Source organism: Marinobacter mobilis (assembly GCF_900106945.1).
In the GTDB taxonomy this organism is placed as follows: domain Bacteria; phylum Pseudomonadota; class Gammaproteobacteria; order Pseudomonadales; family Oleiphilaceae; genus Marinobacter; species Marinobacter mobilis.
In genome coordinates, this window is sequence record NZ_FNNE01000002.1 from 26594 (window position 1) to 44782 (window position 18189).

An 18189-nucleotide genomic window follows, 5' to 3' on the forward strand; every position below is an offset into this window, starting at 1 on the left:
ACTAATGCCATCTGCTAGTATGAGCGCCCTTTCAACCGTATAGCGATCAAACCCTGTGCAATGAATGCGCCTTTCAAACTGCGTCCCTACCAGCAGGAAGCGGTCGATGCCACGCTGAGTCATTTCCGGAAATCCGATGACTCTGCCGTTATCGTGCTGCCAACCGGTGCCGGGAAGAGCCTGGTTATTGCTGAGCTGGCCCGGCTTGCCCGTCGCAGGATTCTTGTGCTGACCCACGTAAAAGAGCTGGTGGAGCAGAATCACGCCAAGTACCAGAGTTATGGGTTAACGGGCGGCATTTTCTCCGCCGGGCTGAAGCGTAAGGACCATCGGCACCAGGTCACCTTCGCCAGTGTGCAATCCGTATCGGCAAATCTGGATCAGTTCCGGGATGAATATTCGCTGGTCATCATCGATGAATGCCATCGGGTCAGCGGAGATGAAACCAGCCAGTATCAGCGGATCATTGAACGGCTGCGGCAACAGAATGACACCCTCAAGGTATTGGGGCTCACCGCCACACCTTATCGCCTGGCCATGGGCTGGATTTACCGCTACCACTACCGGGGGTTTGTTCGCGGCTCGGATGAAGAGCAGGACAAGCCCTTCCAGCACTGCATCTATGAACTGCCGTTGAGCTATATGATCAGTCGGGGGTATCTCACCAAGCCTGAGATGGTGAACGTGGCGGTGGCGCACTACGATTTCTCCGCGCTGGCTCAGGACCGCTTTGGCGAATACGCCGAGAAGGACGTCAACCAGCTGCTGAACAAACACAAGCGGGTGACCCGGGCGATCATTGAGCAGGTGATGGAGCTGGCCATTGAACGCCGGGGTGTGATGATCTTTGCGGCAACGGTGGATCATGCACGGGAGATCACCGGCTATTTGCCGGAACACCAGACCGCCCTGGTGACCGGCGCAACCGATCTGAGGGATCGGGACCTGCTCATTCAGCGCTTCAAACAGCGGCAGCTGAAATATCTGGTGAATGTGTCTGTGCTCACCACGGGCTTTGATGCACCCCATGTGGACTTTATTGCCATTCTCCGGCCCACCCAGTCGGTCAGCCTGTATCAGCAGATTGTGGGGCGCGGTCTTCGGCTGGATGAAGGCAAACAGGACTGCCTGGTGATGGATTACGCGGGTAACAGCGTGAACCTGCATCACCCGGAGGTGGGAGAGCCGAAACCGAACCCCGACAGTGAACCGGTGCAGGTGTTCTGCCCTGGCTGTGGGTTTGCCAATATCTTCTGGGGCAAAACTGACGGCGATGGCCATGTGGTCGAGCACTACGGGCGCCGTTGTCAGGGGCTGCTGGCGCCTGCGGATGGGGACGGAGCGCGCCTGCAACAATGCGATTACCGTTTTCGTTTCAAGGCGTGCCCGCACTGCGGTGGCGAGAATGATATTGCGGCTCGTCACTGCCATCAGTGTCAGAAGGCCATCATCGACCCGGATGATCAGTTAAGGGATGCCCTGAAACTCAAGGATGCCATGGTGATCCGTTGCGCCGGGATCACGTTGGGTGCTGGTGGGAGCAAACTGAAAATCACCTATCACGGTGAGGATGGGGAAGAACTCAGCGAGTCGTTTGATTTCAGCAAGTCGCCACAGCGCCACATCTTCAACAAACTGTACGGGCGTCGTTTCGCCAATGGCCAGGCCCCGAAAGCATTCGGCCGGGCGGAAGAGGTGCTTGAGATTCAGGCCTTGCTGCCCGCACCGGACTTTGTCATTGCCCGCAAGCAAAAACACTACTGGCAGGTACAGGAACGGATTTTCGATTATCAGGGCTGCTACCGTAAGGCGAATGAAGCGTGAGGCGATGAAAGGGGTAAGCCTTTGCGCCGCCGCTGGCTATAATGGCGTACTTTGAACCGTCGCAGAGAACTTTATGCCAATCGAAAAGAATCAGGTGGTTTTGTTCCACTACAGCGTTCGTGATGAGCAGGGCAACGTTGTTGAAAACTCCCATGGCGGCGAACCGAACGCCTACCTCCATGGCCATGGCGGCATTATCCGTGGGCTGGAAGAAGCCCTGGACGGGCGCGATGCCGGCGATACATTCAGTGTCACCGTCACGCCGGATAAAGCCTACGGTCCGCGCAAGCCTGATGCCATTCAGCGTGTGCCGATCAAGCATCTGATCGGTGCCAAACGCTGGAAGGCGGGCATGATCGCTCAGGTGCAAACCGAGCAGGGCCCGCGTCATGTGGTTGTCGCCAAGGTTGGCCACAAGTTTGCCGATGTCGACACCAACCATCCGATGGCCGGAAAAACCCTGACCTTCGATATCGAAATCATCGAAGTCCGCGCTGCCGACCCGGAAGAGATCGCGCACGGCCACGTGCATGGGCCGGGTGGTCACCATCACTGATTAGACGATTCCCCCCTTCATTACAGCTAAACCCAACGAACAGGAGCTTGATCATGGCTGAATCATCACTCAAGGAACAACTGGCCAGTGCCGTCAAAACGGCCATGCGGGAAAAAGACAAGGAGCGGCTTGTCACCCTGCGTATGGCCCAGGCGGCGGTTAAACAGATCGAGATTGATGAACGCCGGGAGCTGAGCGATGACGATGTTCTGAAGGTGCTGGATAAGATGCTCAAGCAGCGCCGTGATGCCGCCAGCCAGTACGATGAGGCCGGGCGCAGCGAGCTGGCAGACAAGGAACGGGCGGAAATGGCCATTATCGAAGAGTTCATGCCTGTCGCGCTCACGGAGGAGGAGCTGGAGAGCCTGATCCGCACGGCCATCAGTGCCACCGGCGCCGAGGGCATGCCGGACATGGGGAAGGTCATGAACGAGTTGCGGCCCCAGGTTGTAGGGCGGGTCGATATGGGCCTGCTGAGTAAACAGGTTCGGGCAGCGCTGGCGGGCTGACGTCTTGTCTTCCTCTGAAAACATGTTCAGTCGTTTCGGCTGAACGCGCTCAATCCTTTTTTCTTTCTGGTCGATCAGTCCCAGGCGCTCCTGAACCCGCGGGGCGTAGGATGTGGGCCATGCCATCATGGCTCGCATCACCTGAACTGACCTGACCGCCCGGAACACCGTCAGTGGCGCGGGTTGTTTTTATCCGGGGAAGACTCGTCGTCAGAGACGTTGTCATCCGAGGTGAGGTAGTAGTCCTTGTCGTCGAAGGTTTTCATCTCAGGGTCTTCAATGGCGTGCTTGCGCCGGCCCTGATAAAGCCAGAAAGCCACCCCCGCGACAATAATGATCAGTATGATCCATTTCATGCCCATATCCTCCGCTCACTGATACGTCTCCTATTCAGGCACCGCATTGGGGGATCCGTCAATGTCGCTGAGTATCTTCTGTCACCGTCGCGTTGCAGACGTTCAGGGCAGCCTGCCGAAATACAGTGGTGACCTCTTTAGCCAGCTCGCTTTCGGGGGATGCGTGACTAAGGCGCTTTTGTCGGGTCGCCAGGCCTGACTTCTACGCGGTCTCCCAGCACCAGTTCTCCGCCTTCAATCACCCGCGTCGTGATGCCTCCGTGCCCACGCATGGCATTGTATCCTCCCGGCCCCAACACACTTTCCATTTTGCTGCAGGGGTGGCACAGACCGGTGTACTCCAGCACCACGCTGCCAATTCTGAAACGCTTTCCTTTCAGCGCCTGCAGGTTCAGGCCTGAGACCACAATGTTGCGTCGGAAAACCGCCGGTTCAATGGCATCCCGCTGCAGGCAGGACGCGATGGCATACAGGTGTTCCTTCTGGATCAGGGTAACCTGCCGCTTGCTGGTTTCGCGTCCTTTGAAACGATCGCCGTCCAGTCCACTGCCGGGACGGACGATGACGCGTTGGAGCGGCGTCATGGCCTGCCCCCGGGCCGGGCGTACGCCAATCCATTCCACCCGGCCGCATTGTGGCAAGGTGTCCAGTAAGGTCTGCAGTGGCGTGGACTCAGGCATACAAACTCATCTCATCGGTGAACAGGCGTTGCTATAGGCTAGCAGGGCCCGGCGTTGAATCAACCCGTGCGCCAGTCGGTTCCTGTGGCTGCTGCTACACTGAACGTCTTACTTCTGTTTTTGACCCGCAGGGGTATTGATCGCTCTACGTGTGAGACTAAAAAAGGAGTTTGACCATGCGCAGTAATGCTCAACGTGTAATGACCGGACTGATGCTCGTTACGCTGACCCTGTTGGCAACGCCGCTTCTGGCCGCTGACAAACCCAACGTTCTGGTGATCATGGTGGACGACGTAGCGCCAAATGCGTTGGGAGCCTACAGCCTGGGGATGCAGTACCCGACACCGAACATCGATCGAATTGCCAATGAGGGCGTGTTGTTTACCGATCACTACGCTCAGCCAAGCTGCACGGCGGGCCGGGCGGCGTTTCTGATGGGGCAGTTGCCGGTACGCACCGGACTGACCACCGTAGGACAACCGGGCAATCCACTGGGTATCCAGCCGGAGGATCCAACCCTGGCGGAAGTGCTCAGGGAGGAGGGGTATATGACCGCCCAGTTTGGCAAGAACCATCTGGGAGATCTGGATCGCCATCTGCCAACCCTGCACGGGTTCGATGAGTTTTATGGCAACCTCTACCACCTGAATGTTTCTGAAGAACCGGAACAGGCGGATTACCCGACCAGCGAAGAGTTTCGGGCGCAGTTTCTGCCCCGTGGGGTGATTGAAGCCGTTGCTGATGGCAATGGTGGTCAGACCGTACGCGATACCGGGCCACTGACCATTGAGCGAATGAAGACGTTCGACGAAGAAATCCTGGCCCGTACCGTTGGCTTTATGGAACGGGCGAGTCGCGAGGATACGCCGTTCTTCATCTGGCATGCCACCAGCCGGATGCACGTCTATACCCACCTCAAAGAAGAGAGTGAGCACCTCGCAGCCGGGATCAGCTCAGCGGAAGACAAGTTCGGCAGCGGCCTGATGGAACACGACGGCCATGTGGGGCTGTTGCTGGATAAACTGGATGACCTTGGCATTGCCGACGATACCATCGTGATTTACACCACGGATAACGGCCCGGAATCCACCACCTGGCCTGATGCCGGTGTAACAATGTTTCGCGGGGAGAAGATGACAACCTGGGAAGGGGGTGTCCGTGCTCCGTTTCTGGTTCGGTGGCCCGGGCACATTCCCGCGGGCCTCAAGCTCAACGGAATTTCCTCACACGAAGATGTGCTGCCAACCATTGCGGCGGCGGCGGGGCGACCGAACATTATTGAGGAGTTGCGGGAGTCTCATGATGTCATGATCGATGGCGTGAATAACCTCGATTACTGGACCGGTCAGGCCGAGGCGTCGGCCCGTAATCATTTTTTCTACTACTACGAATCGTCGCTGACCGCCATACGGGTGGGGCCCTGGAAGCTCCATTTTGCGACCAAGCCCGGTGGCCGGTATTACGAAGACCTGGTGTTTCATACCATGCCGAAGCTCTTCAACCTGAGGAAGGATCCTTTCGAACACTACGATGGTGACATCGGGTTCCATCAGATCATGCGCAAGAGCTGGGTCTTTCAGCCGATGCTCGCAATCCTGACCGAACACTTGAAAACGTTTGAGGAGTTTCCCCCCCGGCAGGAGGCCGCCTCCCTCAACATAAATGAGGCCATCGAGCGGGCACAGTCAGCCATACATCGCCAGTAGCTCCCAGAAAGGGGGCAGCTTTGCCCCCGCTTCAGTACCGGTTGTCAGGTCCGCTTCCCCGGATGCTTGATTCGTCGGAATATCTGGATAAAGATAGGGTGCTACGTTAATCCAACAACAAAAGGGACGTGTTATGGCTTTCGCCGACGTTAATGGTCAGCGTTTGTATTATGAAGATACCGGTGGCACTGGTCCGGTGGTGGTGTTTTCACACGGTCTGCTGATGGACCACGAGATGTTTGCGCCTCAAGTTGCGGCCTTGCGTGACCAGTATCGCTGCATCACCTGGGATGAGCGTGGGCATGGTCAGACCGCCGTTGCCGAGCCGGAGCCGTTCAGCTATTACGACTCCGCGGACGACCTCGCCGCGTTGCTCACACACCTGGGAATCGACCATGCCGTCTTGGTGGGAATGTCTCAGGGGGGCTTCCTGTCATTGCGCTGCGCGCTGATGCACCCGAGTCGGGTGAGGGCGCTGGTGATGCTGGATAGCCAGGCGGGAACGGAGATGGAAGAGAAACTCCCGATGTATCAGCAACTGATCGGTACCTTCATGACAGAGGGTCTGACCCCTGACGTGGGTACGACGATTGCCCAGATCATTCTCGGCAGTGACTATCCGGACAGTGAACACTGGAAAGAGAAATGGAAGACCATGTCTCCTGCCAATATCGGAAACAACTTTCTGACCCTGGCCAGTCGTGATGACCTGACCGAACGCCTGTCGGGCATTACCCAGCCTGCACTGATCATCCACGGTGATGCCGATATCGCGATTCCCCTGGAGCGGGCTCAGATGATGGCTGATCAGATCCCGGACGCTGAACTGGTGGTGATCCCCGGTGCAGGCCACGGGGCTAATCTGACACACCCGGATCCGGTAAACCGGGCGCTGGCTGATTTCCTGCAGAGGTTATAGTCCAGGCCGGATTGAAAACCGGAGTGCCCTCTTCACCTGGGCTCAGGCAGGTTTAAGAATCACCGTGTCCCTGGAGCGCTTTTCCGGAGCGTAGCGGTTCACCGCATGGCCACCGGGATAGCCGATGGAAAGACCACAGATGAGTTTGTAGTCAGGGTCAACGTTGAATCGCTTGCGAACCGGGCTGCCCCACACGGCCAGGGCGCCCTGGGGGCAGGTGCCCAATCCCTCTTCCTGGGCGGCCAGCATCAGGGACTGCAGGAAAATTCCGGCATCCAGGGCGCTGTATACGCCGAGGGCCTTGTTGATATACACGAAGATAACCGCCGGGGCATCGAAGAACTCAAAGTTACGTCGCATCTGGCGGTCGCGGGCTTGGTAGTCCTTGCGTTCGATGCCGAGGGTTTCATACAACCCCATGCCGCAGTCGAACTTGCGTTCCCGCAATTCCTGCGGGTACTTCACATCGGGATTATAGTCACCATCGGGCAGGATGTTTCCGGTGACGCCGTGCCACAGCTTCAACGGTAACGCCATTTTCTTTACCTGGCTGGCCCGGTCGTACTTGGCACACAGCTCATCCCGTATTTCCTGCCGAACCTGGCCGGTGGCTACCGCGATACGATAAGGCTGGGTATTGCCACCACTGGGGGATTGCAGGGCGTGATCGAGCACCCGCTCCAGAACGTCGGGGGGAATCTCGCGGTCCTCGAACTGGCGGATACTGCGACGGTGGTACAAGGCATCAACTACGTTCATCCGGGCCGCTCCAGGTAGTGGCATGCAAGGTTGGTTACAGTATAAATAGTTGCTGAGGAAGGCAATAAGAACGGCAAAGCCAGAGGGCTGGCGCTCATGTAGTATCCCGCTGTTACCCCTCCCTTCGTGAAGAGGCGCATCATGGTCAGACATTGCCATAACCAGAAGGGGGAACATCATGTCTGACAAGAAACTGTTGCTGCTCGCGGGTGACTTTGCGGAAGACTACGAAACCATGGTGCCGTTTCAGGCGCTGACCATGTTGGGCTATGAGGTCCATGCGGTGTGCCCGGACAAAAAATCCGGCGACTCGGTCAAAACGGCCATTCATGATTTCGAAGGCGATCAGACTTACACCGAGAAGCCCGGCCATAATTTTGTCCTGACTTACGATTTTGACGATGTTCGTGAAGAAGACTACGTTGGCCTGGTGGTTCCTGGCGGGCGGGCGCCGGAATACCTTCGGCTGAATGCTCGGGTGATTGAAATCGTACAGGCGTTCAACGCCGCTGGAAAGCCGATTGCGGCCGTTTGTCATGGTGCTCAGCTGCTGGCGGCGGCCGGGGTGCTGGACGGTCGAGAGTGCAGTGCTTACCCGGCGTGTGGACCGGACGTCCGGATGGCCGGTGGCACGTATATGGACATTCCGGTGGATCAGGCCCATGTGGAGGGTAACCTGGTGACCGCGCCGGCCTGGCCAGCACACCCGGCCTGGCTGTCAGCGTTTGTTAAACTGTTAGGGGCGCAGATCTCACTCTGACGTCAGACCCGCAAACCCTGGACCCGTTGACCTTGCGCCCGGCAGTCGTGATGAGCGGCTGCCGGTCACTGGAGAAGGAACCCATGTGCGAACTTTACGTAAAGGCTGACCCGATTCTCTACGAGTGCCGCTCCCGCTCCCTGCGGATCCGGGGTGTGGTGACCACCCTGCGGCTTGAAAACCAGTTCTGGGATATCCTGCAGGAAATTGCCGAGGTCGATGGCATGACCACCAACCAGTTAATCACAAAACTCTATGAAGAAGTGATGGAACTGCGGGGAGAAGTGGTGAACTTTGCGTCTTTTCTGAGGGTCAGCTGCACGCGTTACCTGGCTCAGAGAGACGCCAGGCCGGTGCCGTTGATGGTGGTCGGCAGGGAAGCAACGGGCTGACCTGCACCCGGCCGCATTGCGGCAGGGTGTCCCGCAGGGTTTGACGTGCACTGGCCTCGGCTATGGCCGGCTTGTGTTGATAAAGGCAGTTGCTACGGGCTTTAGCAACCGCCTTCGGGGCCGCTGGATTCTCAAGCAGGTACGGCAATTGGCAGACCGGTAAACCTGGCCAACAGAATCAGGTCTGCGGTCATCTGGTCTTGGCCTGCGTGGTTCAGCAGGGAGTGGCTCCGGCCATCCTTAAGATTGAGCTGGATCTGGTGGTTGTTAAAGGTATGCCTGCCGGTCACCAACACGTTGTTGAGCTGTAGTGAGGCAATGTCCCGGAACGGGATCGCGTCGGTGTTGCCCAGGAAACGGAAGGCCTGGTGTTGCCCGTCAACGGTCACGCTACTGCCGCCGCTGGACAGGATCAGGAGCGTGCCCAGGCCGAAGGAAGCAAGCATGACCAGGCTGTTGGTGATCATGCTGAACTCGGCATCCCAGCCACGACTCAGGATGTCGTTGGTGAGGTATACCGCGTCAATTGCGAAAGAGGCCAGCGGCCCCACCAGGAACGCGGCCGCAAAGGCCTGGATGATTTTTCCGCCACGAATCCGCAACTCGGTTGGACTGTGCTGGCGGATGCGGCCGGTGACAAAGTTGCTGCCGCCGGACACCGGTGCCGGGTCGGTCCGATAGGACGCGGGGTCCAGCCGGATCCCCGAAATGCTGTCGAGAGGTTGCTGAATCAGCTGGCGATCCTGGGCGGAGAGCTTGCCTTCCGGGTCGCGGGCGTAGACCACCGCAAACACTCCGAGTCCCAGAAAGACGCCGATGAGGCCACTCCACTGCCGCAGGTAATGGCGCTCGACACGTTGTTGTCCCGCTTCGACGCCGCCAAGGACCTTGTCCAGTCCCTCAATGGTCTTGGTCAGGTGGCCTATCAGCCAGAGGTCATGGTCACTGGGATTTTCCCGGGCCTGAACTTCCGCCAGTTCCTGCATCAGCTCCGTTCGTTTGGACTGGATTTGAAGGAACTGGCCTGTCATTTGCTGGCTGTGGCTTTGCTGTCGTTCGATCGACTGATAAAGCTGGTACATCGCCGTCGTCACGAGGATCGAAACGCACAGGCCAATCGCGAACTTCTTAATCATAATGTCCCTATCGGTAAGAGTCGTGTTGAAAGCGGGCACCCGGGTCGGGGCTTGCCGGGGCTGCATGATATAGAAATTGCGTTCAGGAAAACGGGGGCAGATCTGATTTTCTGAACGATTGCTCCAGATGTCGCGCTGATTGGCCCCGGTTTGGCTCGATTTCCACATTTGCCTGTATCGCCAATTCCGTAAGCGTGCTAAAACCTCACGCCCAGATAGTCTTCCCATTTCCAGGAACTCAGCATGTCAGACAAATTTTTCTACAAAGGCCGGCAGGATGCGCGCCAGCATCACACCGCTTACGGTGGCTTCAAGACCAAGGCCAGCGAAAAGAGCGGCAGCAAGAAGTTCCCGTTGACGCTGGTGGTTACCAGCGAGGCGCGCCAGCAGGAGATCGAAGCCCTGGTGGCCGAGGCCGGGCTGCATGCAAACATTTCGGTGGATACCCGCGAGGGTGCCGTTGAATCCATCGCCGAGCTGACGGTTATCCTGAACAAAGGGGCGACGGTGACAACCGAAAAAGGTCCTTCCCGTAATGACCCATGCCCCTGTGGCAGTGGTGTTAAATTCAAGAAGTGCTGCGGCTGAAGCCGGAGTGAGCAATGAGCTTAAGCAGGGGTGAGTGATGATTATTTGCGGAGTCGAGCTGACCGGTAGCGATGCGGTGCTGTGTTTCCTGAGCCTGGACCGGGGACAGTTCAGTCTTCCGGAGTGCAAAGTGCGCAAACTGTCGTTACCGAAAAACCATACCCGTGAGGACCTGAAGCAGTTTCAGGCGGTGTTTGCGGAACTGATGGTGGAGAACGGGGTGGCTGGTGTCGCGATCAAGGAGCGCATGCCAAAAGGCAAGTTCGCCGGTGGTGCGATCAGTTTCAAGCTTGAGGCTGCCATTCAGCTGATCAGCGGTGTTGAACTGGACGTCAGGTTGTTGCCCTCCGCGCTGATCAAATCCACCCTGGCCGCCAACCCGTTGCCAATCCCCTTTGCTGACACCGGGTTAAAGGTGTTTCAGGAAACCGCTTTTGTTGCCGCCTACGTAGGGCATACCGCGAAATAACGGCAGGGCGCAAATAGCAGAAAGGGCAGGCGGGTTGTGATAATCCGTCTGCCCTTTTTTGTTGACCGGCCCGTTACCCGAACTGGAAAAACGCCAGTTTGTTCCCGTCCGGATCACGCACATAAGCACCGTAGAACTGGTCGGGGATACGTTGCCCCGGTTCACCATCACAGGTGGCGCCCAGTTCGATGGCCTTGTTGTACATGGCGTCCACGGCCTCCTTGGAGCCCGCAGGCAGGGCAATCATATTGCCATTGCCCGGCTGATTGGTTTCGCCATTATAGGGGGTGCAGACCGCCAACATGGGACTGGCCATGCTTTGGCCGATGAACGCAATGCGGCCCATATCCAGCAGTACTTTTGCCCCCGCGTCGCTCAGCAGGTTGGCGTAGAAGTCTTTGGCTTTCGCCATATCGCTGACACCAATGGTCACGTAGCCGATCATGTTGTTCCTCGCTGTTGTTGAGCATTCATTGTGTACTGATCTGCCGGGGAGCGATTGAAGGTCATCCAACCTGCCATCCCGGTTTGCGTTAACGGTTAGCGTCAGATCAGGTTAGATTAGATTGGATTCTTTTCAAAGGCTGGAGTGTGGGAAGTGACAGTTAAGAGGTGAAATATGACAGCCGACGCAGCAGGTCTGCGCACTGGCTGCGCCAAAACCACCCGATGCCCCGGTGATCAACACGACCTTGCCTTTCAAATCGTACTGGAATGCCTCGCTGCATTCTAAGCCGTACCAATCGGATGTCTGCGCGATTAGTTAAATATCGTTCGTCATAGGCCAAGCATTCAATCGTTGAGGGTATAACAATGGGCATCCTGCGGATGGCAGCCAGGATGTGCGGCCCCTGATTCCGCTGTTAAGGGGAATCAAAGCTGGCCGCTCAAACCTTCACCTTCATAGAGTCAAACAATGATAGAAACGCCTTACGAATTCCTGTGCGACGGCACAACTTGTCGTGGTGTTTTGTACACGCCGGACGCGGGTGGTAAAAATTTGCCGTGCATCGTGATGGCCCACGGTTTCGCGCTGACCCACGCGAGTGGCCTCGCACCGTTCAAGGAAGCCTTCTGCAATACAAATGCCGAATTCTGAAGTAAAGCACTATCCGGTTGGTCATGTCGACGTATACCGTGGTGAGCCTCTGGCTCAGTCCATCAGGGATCAGCTTGAGTTTCTGAGGCGACAGCTGCCGTTATAATGACGAGCAAACAAGGGGCATGATCAGATCGATTTCAGAGCAATCAGTCTGAGCGGGTTTCTTGTGTTCGCCTTCGTTGGAGTGTCCTCTGTAAACCATCCCCGATGGGTAACAGTGGTCCTGCGGTGTTGATCCTGACCACTTTTGTTCTTTTGTTTCCAGGCACCTGCGGACTGACGCAGGTGTAAGTGAGGTTGCTTCATGTCATGGGCTCGTTTTCTGCTGGCGCTGCCGGTACTGGTTCTGTTTCTTCCCCTGTCCGCGGGTGCCGATACCCTGGCGCTGTCCTGGGACAATGATCTGATGGTCGGCTCAGACGGTCGCTATACCAATGGCGTTCGCCTGAGTTTTGTGGGCGATACCCACGATGACTGCGGTCGGCAGGACGGGGCTGTCTGCACCGTGGCCCGAGGGCTGGACCTGTTGCCGGGTATCGATGCTGCGGGCAATAGCCACACGGTCACCATCAGCCTGGAACAGGCCATGATTACCCCCAGTGACATTACCCGTGAACAACCTGACTTTAATGACCTGCCCTATGCGGGGCTTACCAACCTTGAAATGGGGCTGTTCAGCAGGGACGACGATTCCATGGTGGGCTATGGATTCCGGTTTGGGGTACTGGGCCCTGATTCCCTTGCCGAGCAGGCCCAGACGTGGGTCCATGAACTCACCGGCTCCGATGAGCCGAAAGGTTGGGACGACCAGTTGGGGCAGGACCTGATTGGCGGTATCTGGGTGTCTGGTACGCAACGGATGGTGCAGTGGGGGGGGGGCGGAGGGCTTGAAACCGAGGCGGGATACGCCTGGGCTGTTGATGCCAACAATTTCTTGGGCAATGCCCAGGTGGGGGGATTTGTGCGGGCCGGGCGAAACCTGCCCGGTAACCTGATTCCGGACTATTCAGGCTTCGGCACTGCGGGCTCGCTGGTGGGTGTGTTCGACAAGCCCGGTTTTGGTTGGGAGGTATTTGTGGGGGCTTCCGGGCAGTACATAGGATACTCCTACATCGTCGAACACAGTGGGCCCTATCATGTCGACGGCCGGGACACGATCGCTGGACTGATCGTCGGTGGCAGCGTCCGCTGGGACCGTTTTGCAACCTCGCTGACCCTGCGCGGCTCCACGTCGCCGGTACGGGACAGCAAGAAGGTGCTGAGCTACGGTAACCTGTCGTTTATGTGGGCTCTCTAAACCGGGAGGGCTCTGGTTTTAATCCATCCAGTGCCAGGGCGGGCAGCAGATCCGGCTGCAAGCTTGTCTCCAGTTCGTTCAACACCATCATGACCCATGCGCAGTGGGTGCCCTTGTCCGGGAAATCAGGACTACGTCTGTCCCGGGTTTACGGTAGACTGCTCTGCTAATTTACCGCAGCGCACTGGAGCCGCCATGAGTGATAACCCGTTAACGCACGTACTCGAGATGGATGGCGAGGAACGGTATGACTATTTTCTGGATGCCGTGGTTGAGGAGCGCGAGCTCTGGATACTGGTCAATGCCGACAACCACTTTCTGAAAATCGTTTCGGAAGAGGACCGGGTGGCGTACTTGCCGGTCTGGCCCGGCTCGGATTTTGCGCTCGATTACGCGAAAGGAGCGGGGGATCTTTCGCCGAAATCGATCTCTCTGCCGGATTTTTTCAAGAAGTGGGTGCCGGGGCTAACCGGGGACGGGCTTGGGGTCGGCGTTTTCCCGGGGGCCGAGAGTGAACTCTGGATCACCGAGCCCGAAGAGTTGAAGAAGGACCTGCAAGAGGTACTGTCGGGCTCTGGCTTCTAGCATCATATAGGGTCTGCAGGGTTATTGTTCGAGTCCGCTGACAATGACCCTCGCGGTGTCCTGCCAGCCTCGGTCCAGGGTTTCGACCAGTGTCGGGTAACCGTCTGCCGGAACCGGCGCTTGCCAGCTGATCGTACCCTGCCGGGGAGCTTCTCCAGCCTTGCTGAACAGCCAGACGCCCCGAATGACCGCCTGATCGCCTCCGTCAGACTGTACGCCCTGGAACTGGCTGAGGCTGACCACGAGCTGGCCGGAGTCGGGCAGGTCATGACTGGCGAGCGCTGCGTGAAGCGACCGTTCCAGCTGACTGTCCAGAGGCTCTGCCCAACGATGCTGGCGGGCGAGGTGAAGCTCGCTGTTGCTGAGCTGGTACACGATGCCCCCCTGGTCGAGATAACCGGCTAACCGAACCTCTACCGTTACCGAATGTGCGCCAATGGCCGTCGCGCCGGGTAGCAGGTACCCTGGCGGCGGAATCACGGGGGCCTGGCTACAGCCCGCCAGCAACACGGCGAACAGGCAGGCAAGGGCATATCGTCGTTGGGTCATCATGGCTACTGCGCTCTTGGCTGTGGGTCTGGGGCTGCGCTGTCCTGAAAAATCAGGGCGTTGGGGCGTTCGTTCAGGGTCTCCAGCACGGGGGTTGCCCTGTCGATCATCTGGTTCAGTTTTTGCAACGTGGACTGAATCTCACGGAAGGCTGCGCTGTTCTGATCCCCTCGCCAGGATTCCAGCACTTCCTGCAAGGCAACGAGGGTTTTCTCGGCTTGCTGAGGCAGGCTGTTCAGTGCCGGGTTGGCCACAAGGGCGTCCAGACTCTCAGCGGCTTGGGTCATGGCATCCAGGTTGTGGTTCAGGTTGTTGGCAATGTCGTTAAACGGCAGGCTGTTCAGTGTGGTGAGAAGTGTGTTGACCTGATCCTCGATCTTGCTGATACCGCTGCCATCCACGGTCGGGAAAATCGGAACTGAACGGTAGGTCTCTTCGAGTGTGGCCGGGGCAGTGTCAGGATGGAAATCCAGCGTGACGATCAGGCCGCCGGTCAACAGATTACCGGTCTGCAGGCTGGCTCTCAGGCCGCCATCGACCATGGCCGCAATCTCGGTTCTCCAGCGGCTCATGGAAACCTCAGTTCGTTGTGCCTGGCGTTGGGGCTCCAGCCGGATCAGCACCGGTACCGGGTTCTGCTGCATGGAACTCGGGCCTTCATAACCGAACCCCCAGGCAACGGTTTCAACCGTGCCAACGCGGACCCCGCGATACTCGACCGGAGCGCCGGGACGCAGTCCCCTTACGCTGCCCTGAACCATCAGGACATAATCCAGCGTCTGCGAATACAATGCCCGCCGGGCAGCTTCCTGGTCAGGGTAAAGGGTGAAGGTGTCGCCGTCCTGGGCCGAGGGGCCGAGGCTCATGTTCGGGTCGGGCACGGCAAATGACACGCCCCCGCCGATCAGTGATTCCAGTGACCCGATCTGAGCCTCAAAGCCTTGGGCCCCCAGCTTGAAACCCAGCCCGCTGGTCTCCCAGAAGCGGCTGGTTTGAGTGACCAGTACATCGTAGGGCTGCTCGATAAACAGCTGATGGCGGAAGACCTTCTCGTCCGGGTCGAATTGGGTGTCAACCACCCGGCCCACACGCAGGTTGCGGTAGTTGACCGGGTCTCCGGTGTCGACGGAGCTGCCGACATCGCTGATCAGAGTAAGGAACAGACCGTCTCCGGTCAGTTGCGGCGGTGGTACATCGCTCACTGCATAGGCTCGGGGTGGTTTGCCACCAGTGCCGGGGAGCAGTTCGATGTAAGCGCCGGACAGTACGGTGCTCAGGCCGCTGATGCCCTCGCGGTCGACCCGGGGCTTGACGATCCAGAACTGGGTGTCTTCCACCAGCATCCGCTCGGTACCTGCCTGCATCTGGACAGTCAGCAGGGTGTGGCTGAGATCTTCCGACAGCCTTACATTTTCAACCAGTCCTACCTGCACATTCCGTGTTTTAACGGTTGTTTTACCCGCGGTGATCCCTTCCGCATTCTCCATGGTCAGGGTGATGGTCGGGCCCTTGCCGGAGAGATTGCTGTACACCAGCCAGGCGCCAATCAGCGCAGCCAGCAGGGGAATGACCCAGACGGCGGACAGTTTTGGTGGGGGCGATGTCGTCGGGGTATCGCTCAAGCGGTCGTCTCCGGTTTGAGGGGGGATGTCGTGGGGCTTTGCTGCTGGTCCCAGATCAGTCTCGGGTCGAACTGAAGCGCAGCCAGCATGGTGAAAATAACAACGGCCGAGAAGGCGAGTCCGCCAAAGCCGGGCTCAATGGTCAGGATGTTACCCAGCTGGAACAGCCCGACAATGATCGCTACAACAAACACATCGATCATCGACCAGCGTCCGATCCACTCGGTGACGCGGTAAAGCCGCATTTGGCTGGCCATGTCGAGGGTATGGTTTCGTCTGCTGGCGGCAATGCAGAGCCAGCTGATGGCGAAGATTTTCCCAAAAGGCACCAGCACGCTGGCGGTGAAGATTACAAGTGCGATCGGCCAGTCGCCGTGGTCGAGGAACAGCATCACGCCACCGATGATGGTGGACGGATCAGATTGGCCAAGGCTGGTGGTGACCATGATCGGGTAGAGATGGGCCGGAAAGCAGGCGATGATTGATGTGATCAACAGCGCCCACACCCGCTGCAGGGTGAACGGGTGACGTTCATGGAGCGGGCTGCTGCAGCGCAGGCAATGGTGCTGTCCCAGGGGTTGTAGCTGGCCGCACCAGGCACAGCCGATCAGCCCCTGGGCTTGCGCGGTCAGGCCGGGGCGGGTGCCGAGGGGCTGCAGCAAGGTGCCCAGAAGCCGCTGCCATAGGGAGATGGTGTTCATGCGGGTCACGGTGATCAGCAGGAGCAGGGCGTAACCTGTAAAGGTCCAGAAGGCCTCAAGGAGCTGAACATGCGCCATGGCGATGATCTTTACCAAGCTGACCAGTGCGGCAATAGCGAATACGTCTGCCATCATCCAGGGTTGCAACCGCGGTAGCCATCGCGCCAGCATCAGGCTACCTGGCAGGTGTTGGCGCGCAGCAAGGCTCAGATGAATCCAGCATACCGACAGCAGGTAGAAAGCGGGTATCACGATGATGGTGGCAATGACGATGACCGCAAGCAGCGGGTGGTGATAGATCGCCAGCTCACTGGCGGCATCGGTGACGGTCATGGCGCGTTCGAGACCGCTTTGTTCAAACGCGATGTAAGGAAACGCGAGGGATAGGGCGAGCAGTATTAATGCCGTGAAGGCCAGGGCTGGTGTGAGCTGGTCGTTTTGAGCAGGGCGAAGCAGCGCGTGGTGGCACCGGGGGCACTGATGCCACTCACCGTCCTGGCGGATCATGATGTCTGAGACCAGATCGCACTCGTGACAGGCAAGCAACAGGTGAGGGCGTTCTGGCCTGGGGTGTTTATCGGGCACGTTGATGCGAGCTCACTGCAAGATGGCTAATGCCCTGAAGTTTAGCGCAATTCCCCGTTGCTTGCGGTGACACTTAGCTCCCGGTCCCCTATCGACTGATATACTGCCTGTTAACGTAACCAGATAAGTGACCAGGGACGAGTTACCACCATGACCGAACCACGCACTCCCGGCCAACGGCTTGGCGTTCACCAAAGAACCGGCGACGTTATCCCGCCGGTTCAGGAATATGTTGAGTATCACTGGCACCGCATTTTTACGGCCCTTGCGGTCGTGGTGATCCTGATCGCGGGTGCAGTTTACGGTGTGAGGGCCTGGCTGGGTGATTCGGAGCATTCGCCGGAGGACATGCCGGACACCGCGGCCGCTCCGGCAACCCCTGAGGAGTTACCGGCTGTCGATAAACCTGCCCTCAGTGCGCCATTGCCCATGGCCGAGTCAGAACCGGAACCTGTGCCAACCCCGCTCGTGCCCCAATACACCGTTGCTGTGGAGACGATAGCCCCGGAGCTGTCTCCGGCCGGCGAAGCGAGCGGGACGTCTGGCTCCAGCGACGTCCCCGCCACAGTGCCGCCGAAGGAAACGGAGCCGGGCACGGAGGCGCCTGCTGAAGGGGATCGGGCCGTACCGGTTTCGGCCCCGGCTCTGGTTGAGATCCGGGCGCCAGGGTTGACGCGGGCCCAGCTCACCCTCGAGCTTGAGGATAAGGAACCGGTGGGTCTGATGCCTGGACAGCTGGCGATGAACGATCAGGGCCTGTTAAGGGTGTATCTGTTTACGGAAACCCGGGGACTCAAGGATCAAAGTCACTTTCATGACTGGTATCTGAACGGGCAGCGGGTCGCCAGGGTTCGTATCCGGCCCTATGCCAATGAGATGCGGGCGTCATCCAGTAAGTTCATCGACCGTAACATGACCGGAGACTGGCGTGTGGAGGTGGTGATGGCGAATGGTGAGCCGTTGGCCACGGGAGCGTTTGTGGTAACGCCCTGAGGTCGGGTGCAAATCTGAGCGGGGGATGGATGGGCGGGGCCTGAATCCGGTCCCGCCCAATGCCTCAAATCCGGTTCCGGAGAGCCGGCGTGGCGCAAACA

Annotated in this window: 20 protein-coding genes; 12 read left to right on the forward strand and 8 right to left on the reverse strand. The window is 58.4% G+C overall.

What is annotated here, in order from left to right:
* Positions 1-60 precede the first annotated feature (60 nt).
* The 3 genes from radD to BLV11_RS02625 all read left to right on the forward strand — a co-directional run bounded on the left by radD (position 61) and on the right by BLV11_RS02625 (position 2889).
* Positions 61-1824: a DNA repair helicase RadD gene (radD, locus tag BLV11_RS02615; RefSeq protein ID WP_091811409.1), complete on the forward strand. Its 1764-nt coding sequence runs from the start codon at positions 61-63 to the stop codon at positions 1822-1824.
* 73 nt (positions 1825-1897) lie between these two features.
* Complete coding sequence (locus tag BLV11_RS02620; protein ID WP_091811410.1) at positions 1898-2380, forward strand: FKBP-type peptidyl-prolyl cis-trans isomerase; 483 nt, start codon at positions 1898-1900, stop codon at positions 2378-2380.
* Between the two features lie 53 nt (positions 2381-2433).
* Positions 2434-2889, forward strand: coding sequence for a GatB/YqeY domain-containing protein (locus BLV11_RS02625; RefSeq protein WP_091811411.1), 456 nt, complete (start codon positions 2434-2436; stop codon positions 2887-2889).
* Between the two features lie 170 nt (positions 2890-3059).
* Here the strand turns inward: BLV11_RS02625 and BLV11_RS02630 are convergent, their stop codons facing one another.
* Together BLV11_RS02630 and BLV11_RS02635 are read right to left on the reverse strand one after the other, a co-directional pair.
* Positions 3060-3245: a hypothetical protein gene (locus BLV11_RS02630; RefSeq protein WP_091811412.1), complete on the reverse strand. Its 186-nt coding sequence runs from the start codon at positions 3243-3245 to the stop codon at positions 3060-3062.
* A 167-nt stretch (positions 3246-3412) separates the two neighbouring features.
* Positions 3413-3925 carry an MOSC domain-containing protein gene (locus BLV11_RS02635; RefSeq protein WP_091811413.1) on the reverse strand — a complete coding sequence of 171 codons (513 nt, stop codon included), beginning with the start codon at positions 3923-3925 and terminating at the stop codon, positions 3413-3415.
* Positions 3926-4101: 176 nt separating this feature from the next.
* Here BLV11_RS02635 and BLV11_RS02640 point away from each other — a divergent pair, with 176 nt between their 5' ends.
* Both BLV11_RS02640 and BLV11_RS02645 read left to right on the forward strand, forming a co-directional pair.
* Positions 4102-5631 (forward strand): arylsulfatase, encoded by a 1530-nt coding sequence (locus BLV11_RS02640; RefSeq protein WP_245725891.1) that lies wholly within the window; start codon positions 4102-4104, stop codon positions 5629-5631.
* A gap of 133 nt (positions 5632-5764) precedes the next feature.
* Positions 5765-6550, forward strand: coding sequence for an alpha/beta fold hydrolase (locus tag BLV11_RS02645; protein ID WP_091811415.1), 786 nt, complete (start codon positions 5765-5767; stop codon positions 6548-6550).
* 42 nt (positions 6551-6592) lie between these two features.
* Here the strand turns inward: BLV11_RS02645 and BLV11_RS02650 are convergent, their stop codons facing one another.
* On the reverse strand, positions 6593-7309 hold the full coding sequence (locus tag BLV11_RS02650; RefSeq protein WP_175528261.1) for a nitroreductase: 717 nt from the start codon (positions 7307-7309) through the stop codon (positions 6593-6595).
* Positions 7310-7487: 178 nt separating this feature from the next.
* Between BLV11_RS02650 and BLV11_RS02655 the strand changes: the two genes are divergently transcribed.
* On the forward strand, positions 7488-8069 hold the full coding sequence (locus tag BLV11_RS02655) for a DJ-1/PfpI family protein (RefSeq protein ID WP_091811417.1): 582 nt from the start codon (positions 7488-7490) through the stop codon (positions 8067-8069).
* 83 nt (positions 8070-8152) lie between these two features.
* Positions 8153-8461, forward strand: a complete 309-nt coding sequence (locus tag BLV11_RS02660; protein ID WP_091811815.1) for a ribbon-helix-helix domain-containing protein — start codon at positions 8153-8155, stop codon at positions 8459-8461.
* 131 nt (positions 8462-8592) lie between these two features.
* Here the strand turns inward: BLV11_RS02660 and BLV11_RS02665 are convergent, their stop codons facing one another.
* Positions 8593-9597, reverse strand: a complete 1005-nt coding sequence (locus tag BLV11_RS02665) for a 3-isopropylmalate dehydratase small subunit (RefSeq protein ID WP_139173195.1) — start codon at positions 9595-9597, stop codon at positions 8593-8595.
* A 243-nt stretch (positions 9598-9840) separates the two neighbouring features.
* Here BLV11_RS02665 and BLV11_RS02670 point away from each other — a divergent pair, with 243 nt between their 5' ends.
* Together BLV11_RS02670 and BLV11_RS02675 are read left to right on the forward strand one after the other, a co-directional pair.
* Positions 9841-10185 (forward strand): PBPRA1643 family SWIM/SEC-C metal-binding motif protein, encoded by a 345-nt coding sequence (locus BLV11_RS02670; protein WP_091811419.1) that lies wholly within the window; start codon positions 9841-9843, stop codon positions 10183-10185.
* 37 nt (positions 10186-10222) lie between these two features.
* Entirely contained in the window at positions 10223-10654 is a 432-nt protein-coding gene (locus BLV11_RS02675; RefSeq protein WP_091811420.1) for a DUF3010 family protein, read from the forward strand.
* Between the two features lie 73 nt (positions 10655-10727).
* Here the strand turns inward: BLV11_RS02675 and BLV11_RS02680 are convergent, their stop codons facing one another.
* Positions 10728-11099, reverse strand: a complete 372-nt coding sequence (locus BLV11_RS02680) for a VOC family protein (RefSeq protein WP_091811421.1) — start codon at positions 11097-11099, stop codon at positions 10728-10730.
* A gap of 961 nt (positions 11100-12060) precedes the next feature.
* On the opposite strand from BLV11_RS02680, the gene BLV11_RS02690 reads away from it, so the two are divergent.
* On the forward strand, positions 12061-13053 hold the full coding sequence (locus BLV11_RS02690; RefSeq protein ID WP_091811422.1) for a lipid A deacylase LpxR family protein: 993 nt from the start codon (positions 12061-12063) through the stop codon (positions 13051-13053).
* A gap of 195 nt (positions 13054-13248) precedes the next feature.
* The gene (locus tag BLV11_RS02695; RefSeq protein ID WP_091811423.1) at positions 13249-13638 is read left to right on the forward strand and encodes a DUF2750 domain-containing protein; all 390 of its coding nucleotides are present in this window, start codon (positions 13249-13251) and stop codon (positions 13636-13638) included.
* 21 nt (positions 13639-13659) lie between these two features.
* On the opposite strand, the gene BLV11_RS02700 is transcribed toward BLV11_RS02695, so the two are convergent.
* The 3 genes from BLV11_RS02700 to BLV11_RS02710 are packed head-to-tail and all read right to left on the reverse strand — an operon-like array spanning position 13660 to position 17095.
* Positions 13660-14190 (reverse strand): PqiC family protein, encoded by a 531-nt coding sequence (locus BLV11_RS02700; RefSeq protein WP_091811424.1) that lies wholly within the window; start codon positions 14188-14190, stop codon positions 13660-13662.
* A 2-nt stretch (positions 14191-14192) separates the two neighbouring features.
* Complete coding sequence (pqiB, locus tag BLV11_RS02705; protein WP_091811425.1) at positions 14193-15809, reverse strand: intermembrane transport protein PqiB; 1617 nt, start codon at positions 15807-15809, stop codon at positions 14193-14195.
* Entirely contained in the window at positions 15806-17095 is a 1290-nt protein-coding gene (locus BLV11_RS02710; protein ID WP_217634523.1) for a paraquat-inducible protein A, read from the reverse strand. The genes pqiB and BLV11_RS02710 overlap by 4 nt, the downstream gene beginning before the upstream one ends.
* Before the next feature lie 150 nt (positions 17096-17245).
* On the opposite strand from BLV11_RS02710, the gene BLV11_RS02715 reads away from it, so the two are divergent.
* Positions 17246-18088, forward strand: coding sequence for a DUF2914 domain-containing protein (locus BLV11_RS02715; protein ID WP_091811426.1), 843 nt, complete (start codon positions 17246-17248; stop codon positions 18086-18088).
* Positions 18089-18189: the final 101 nt, after the last annotated feature.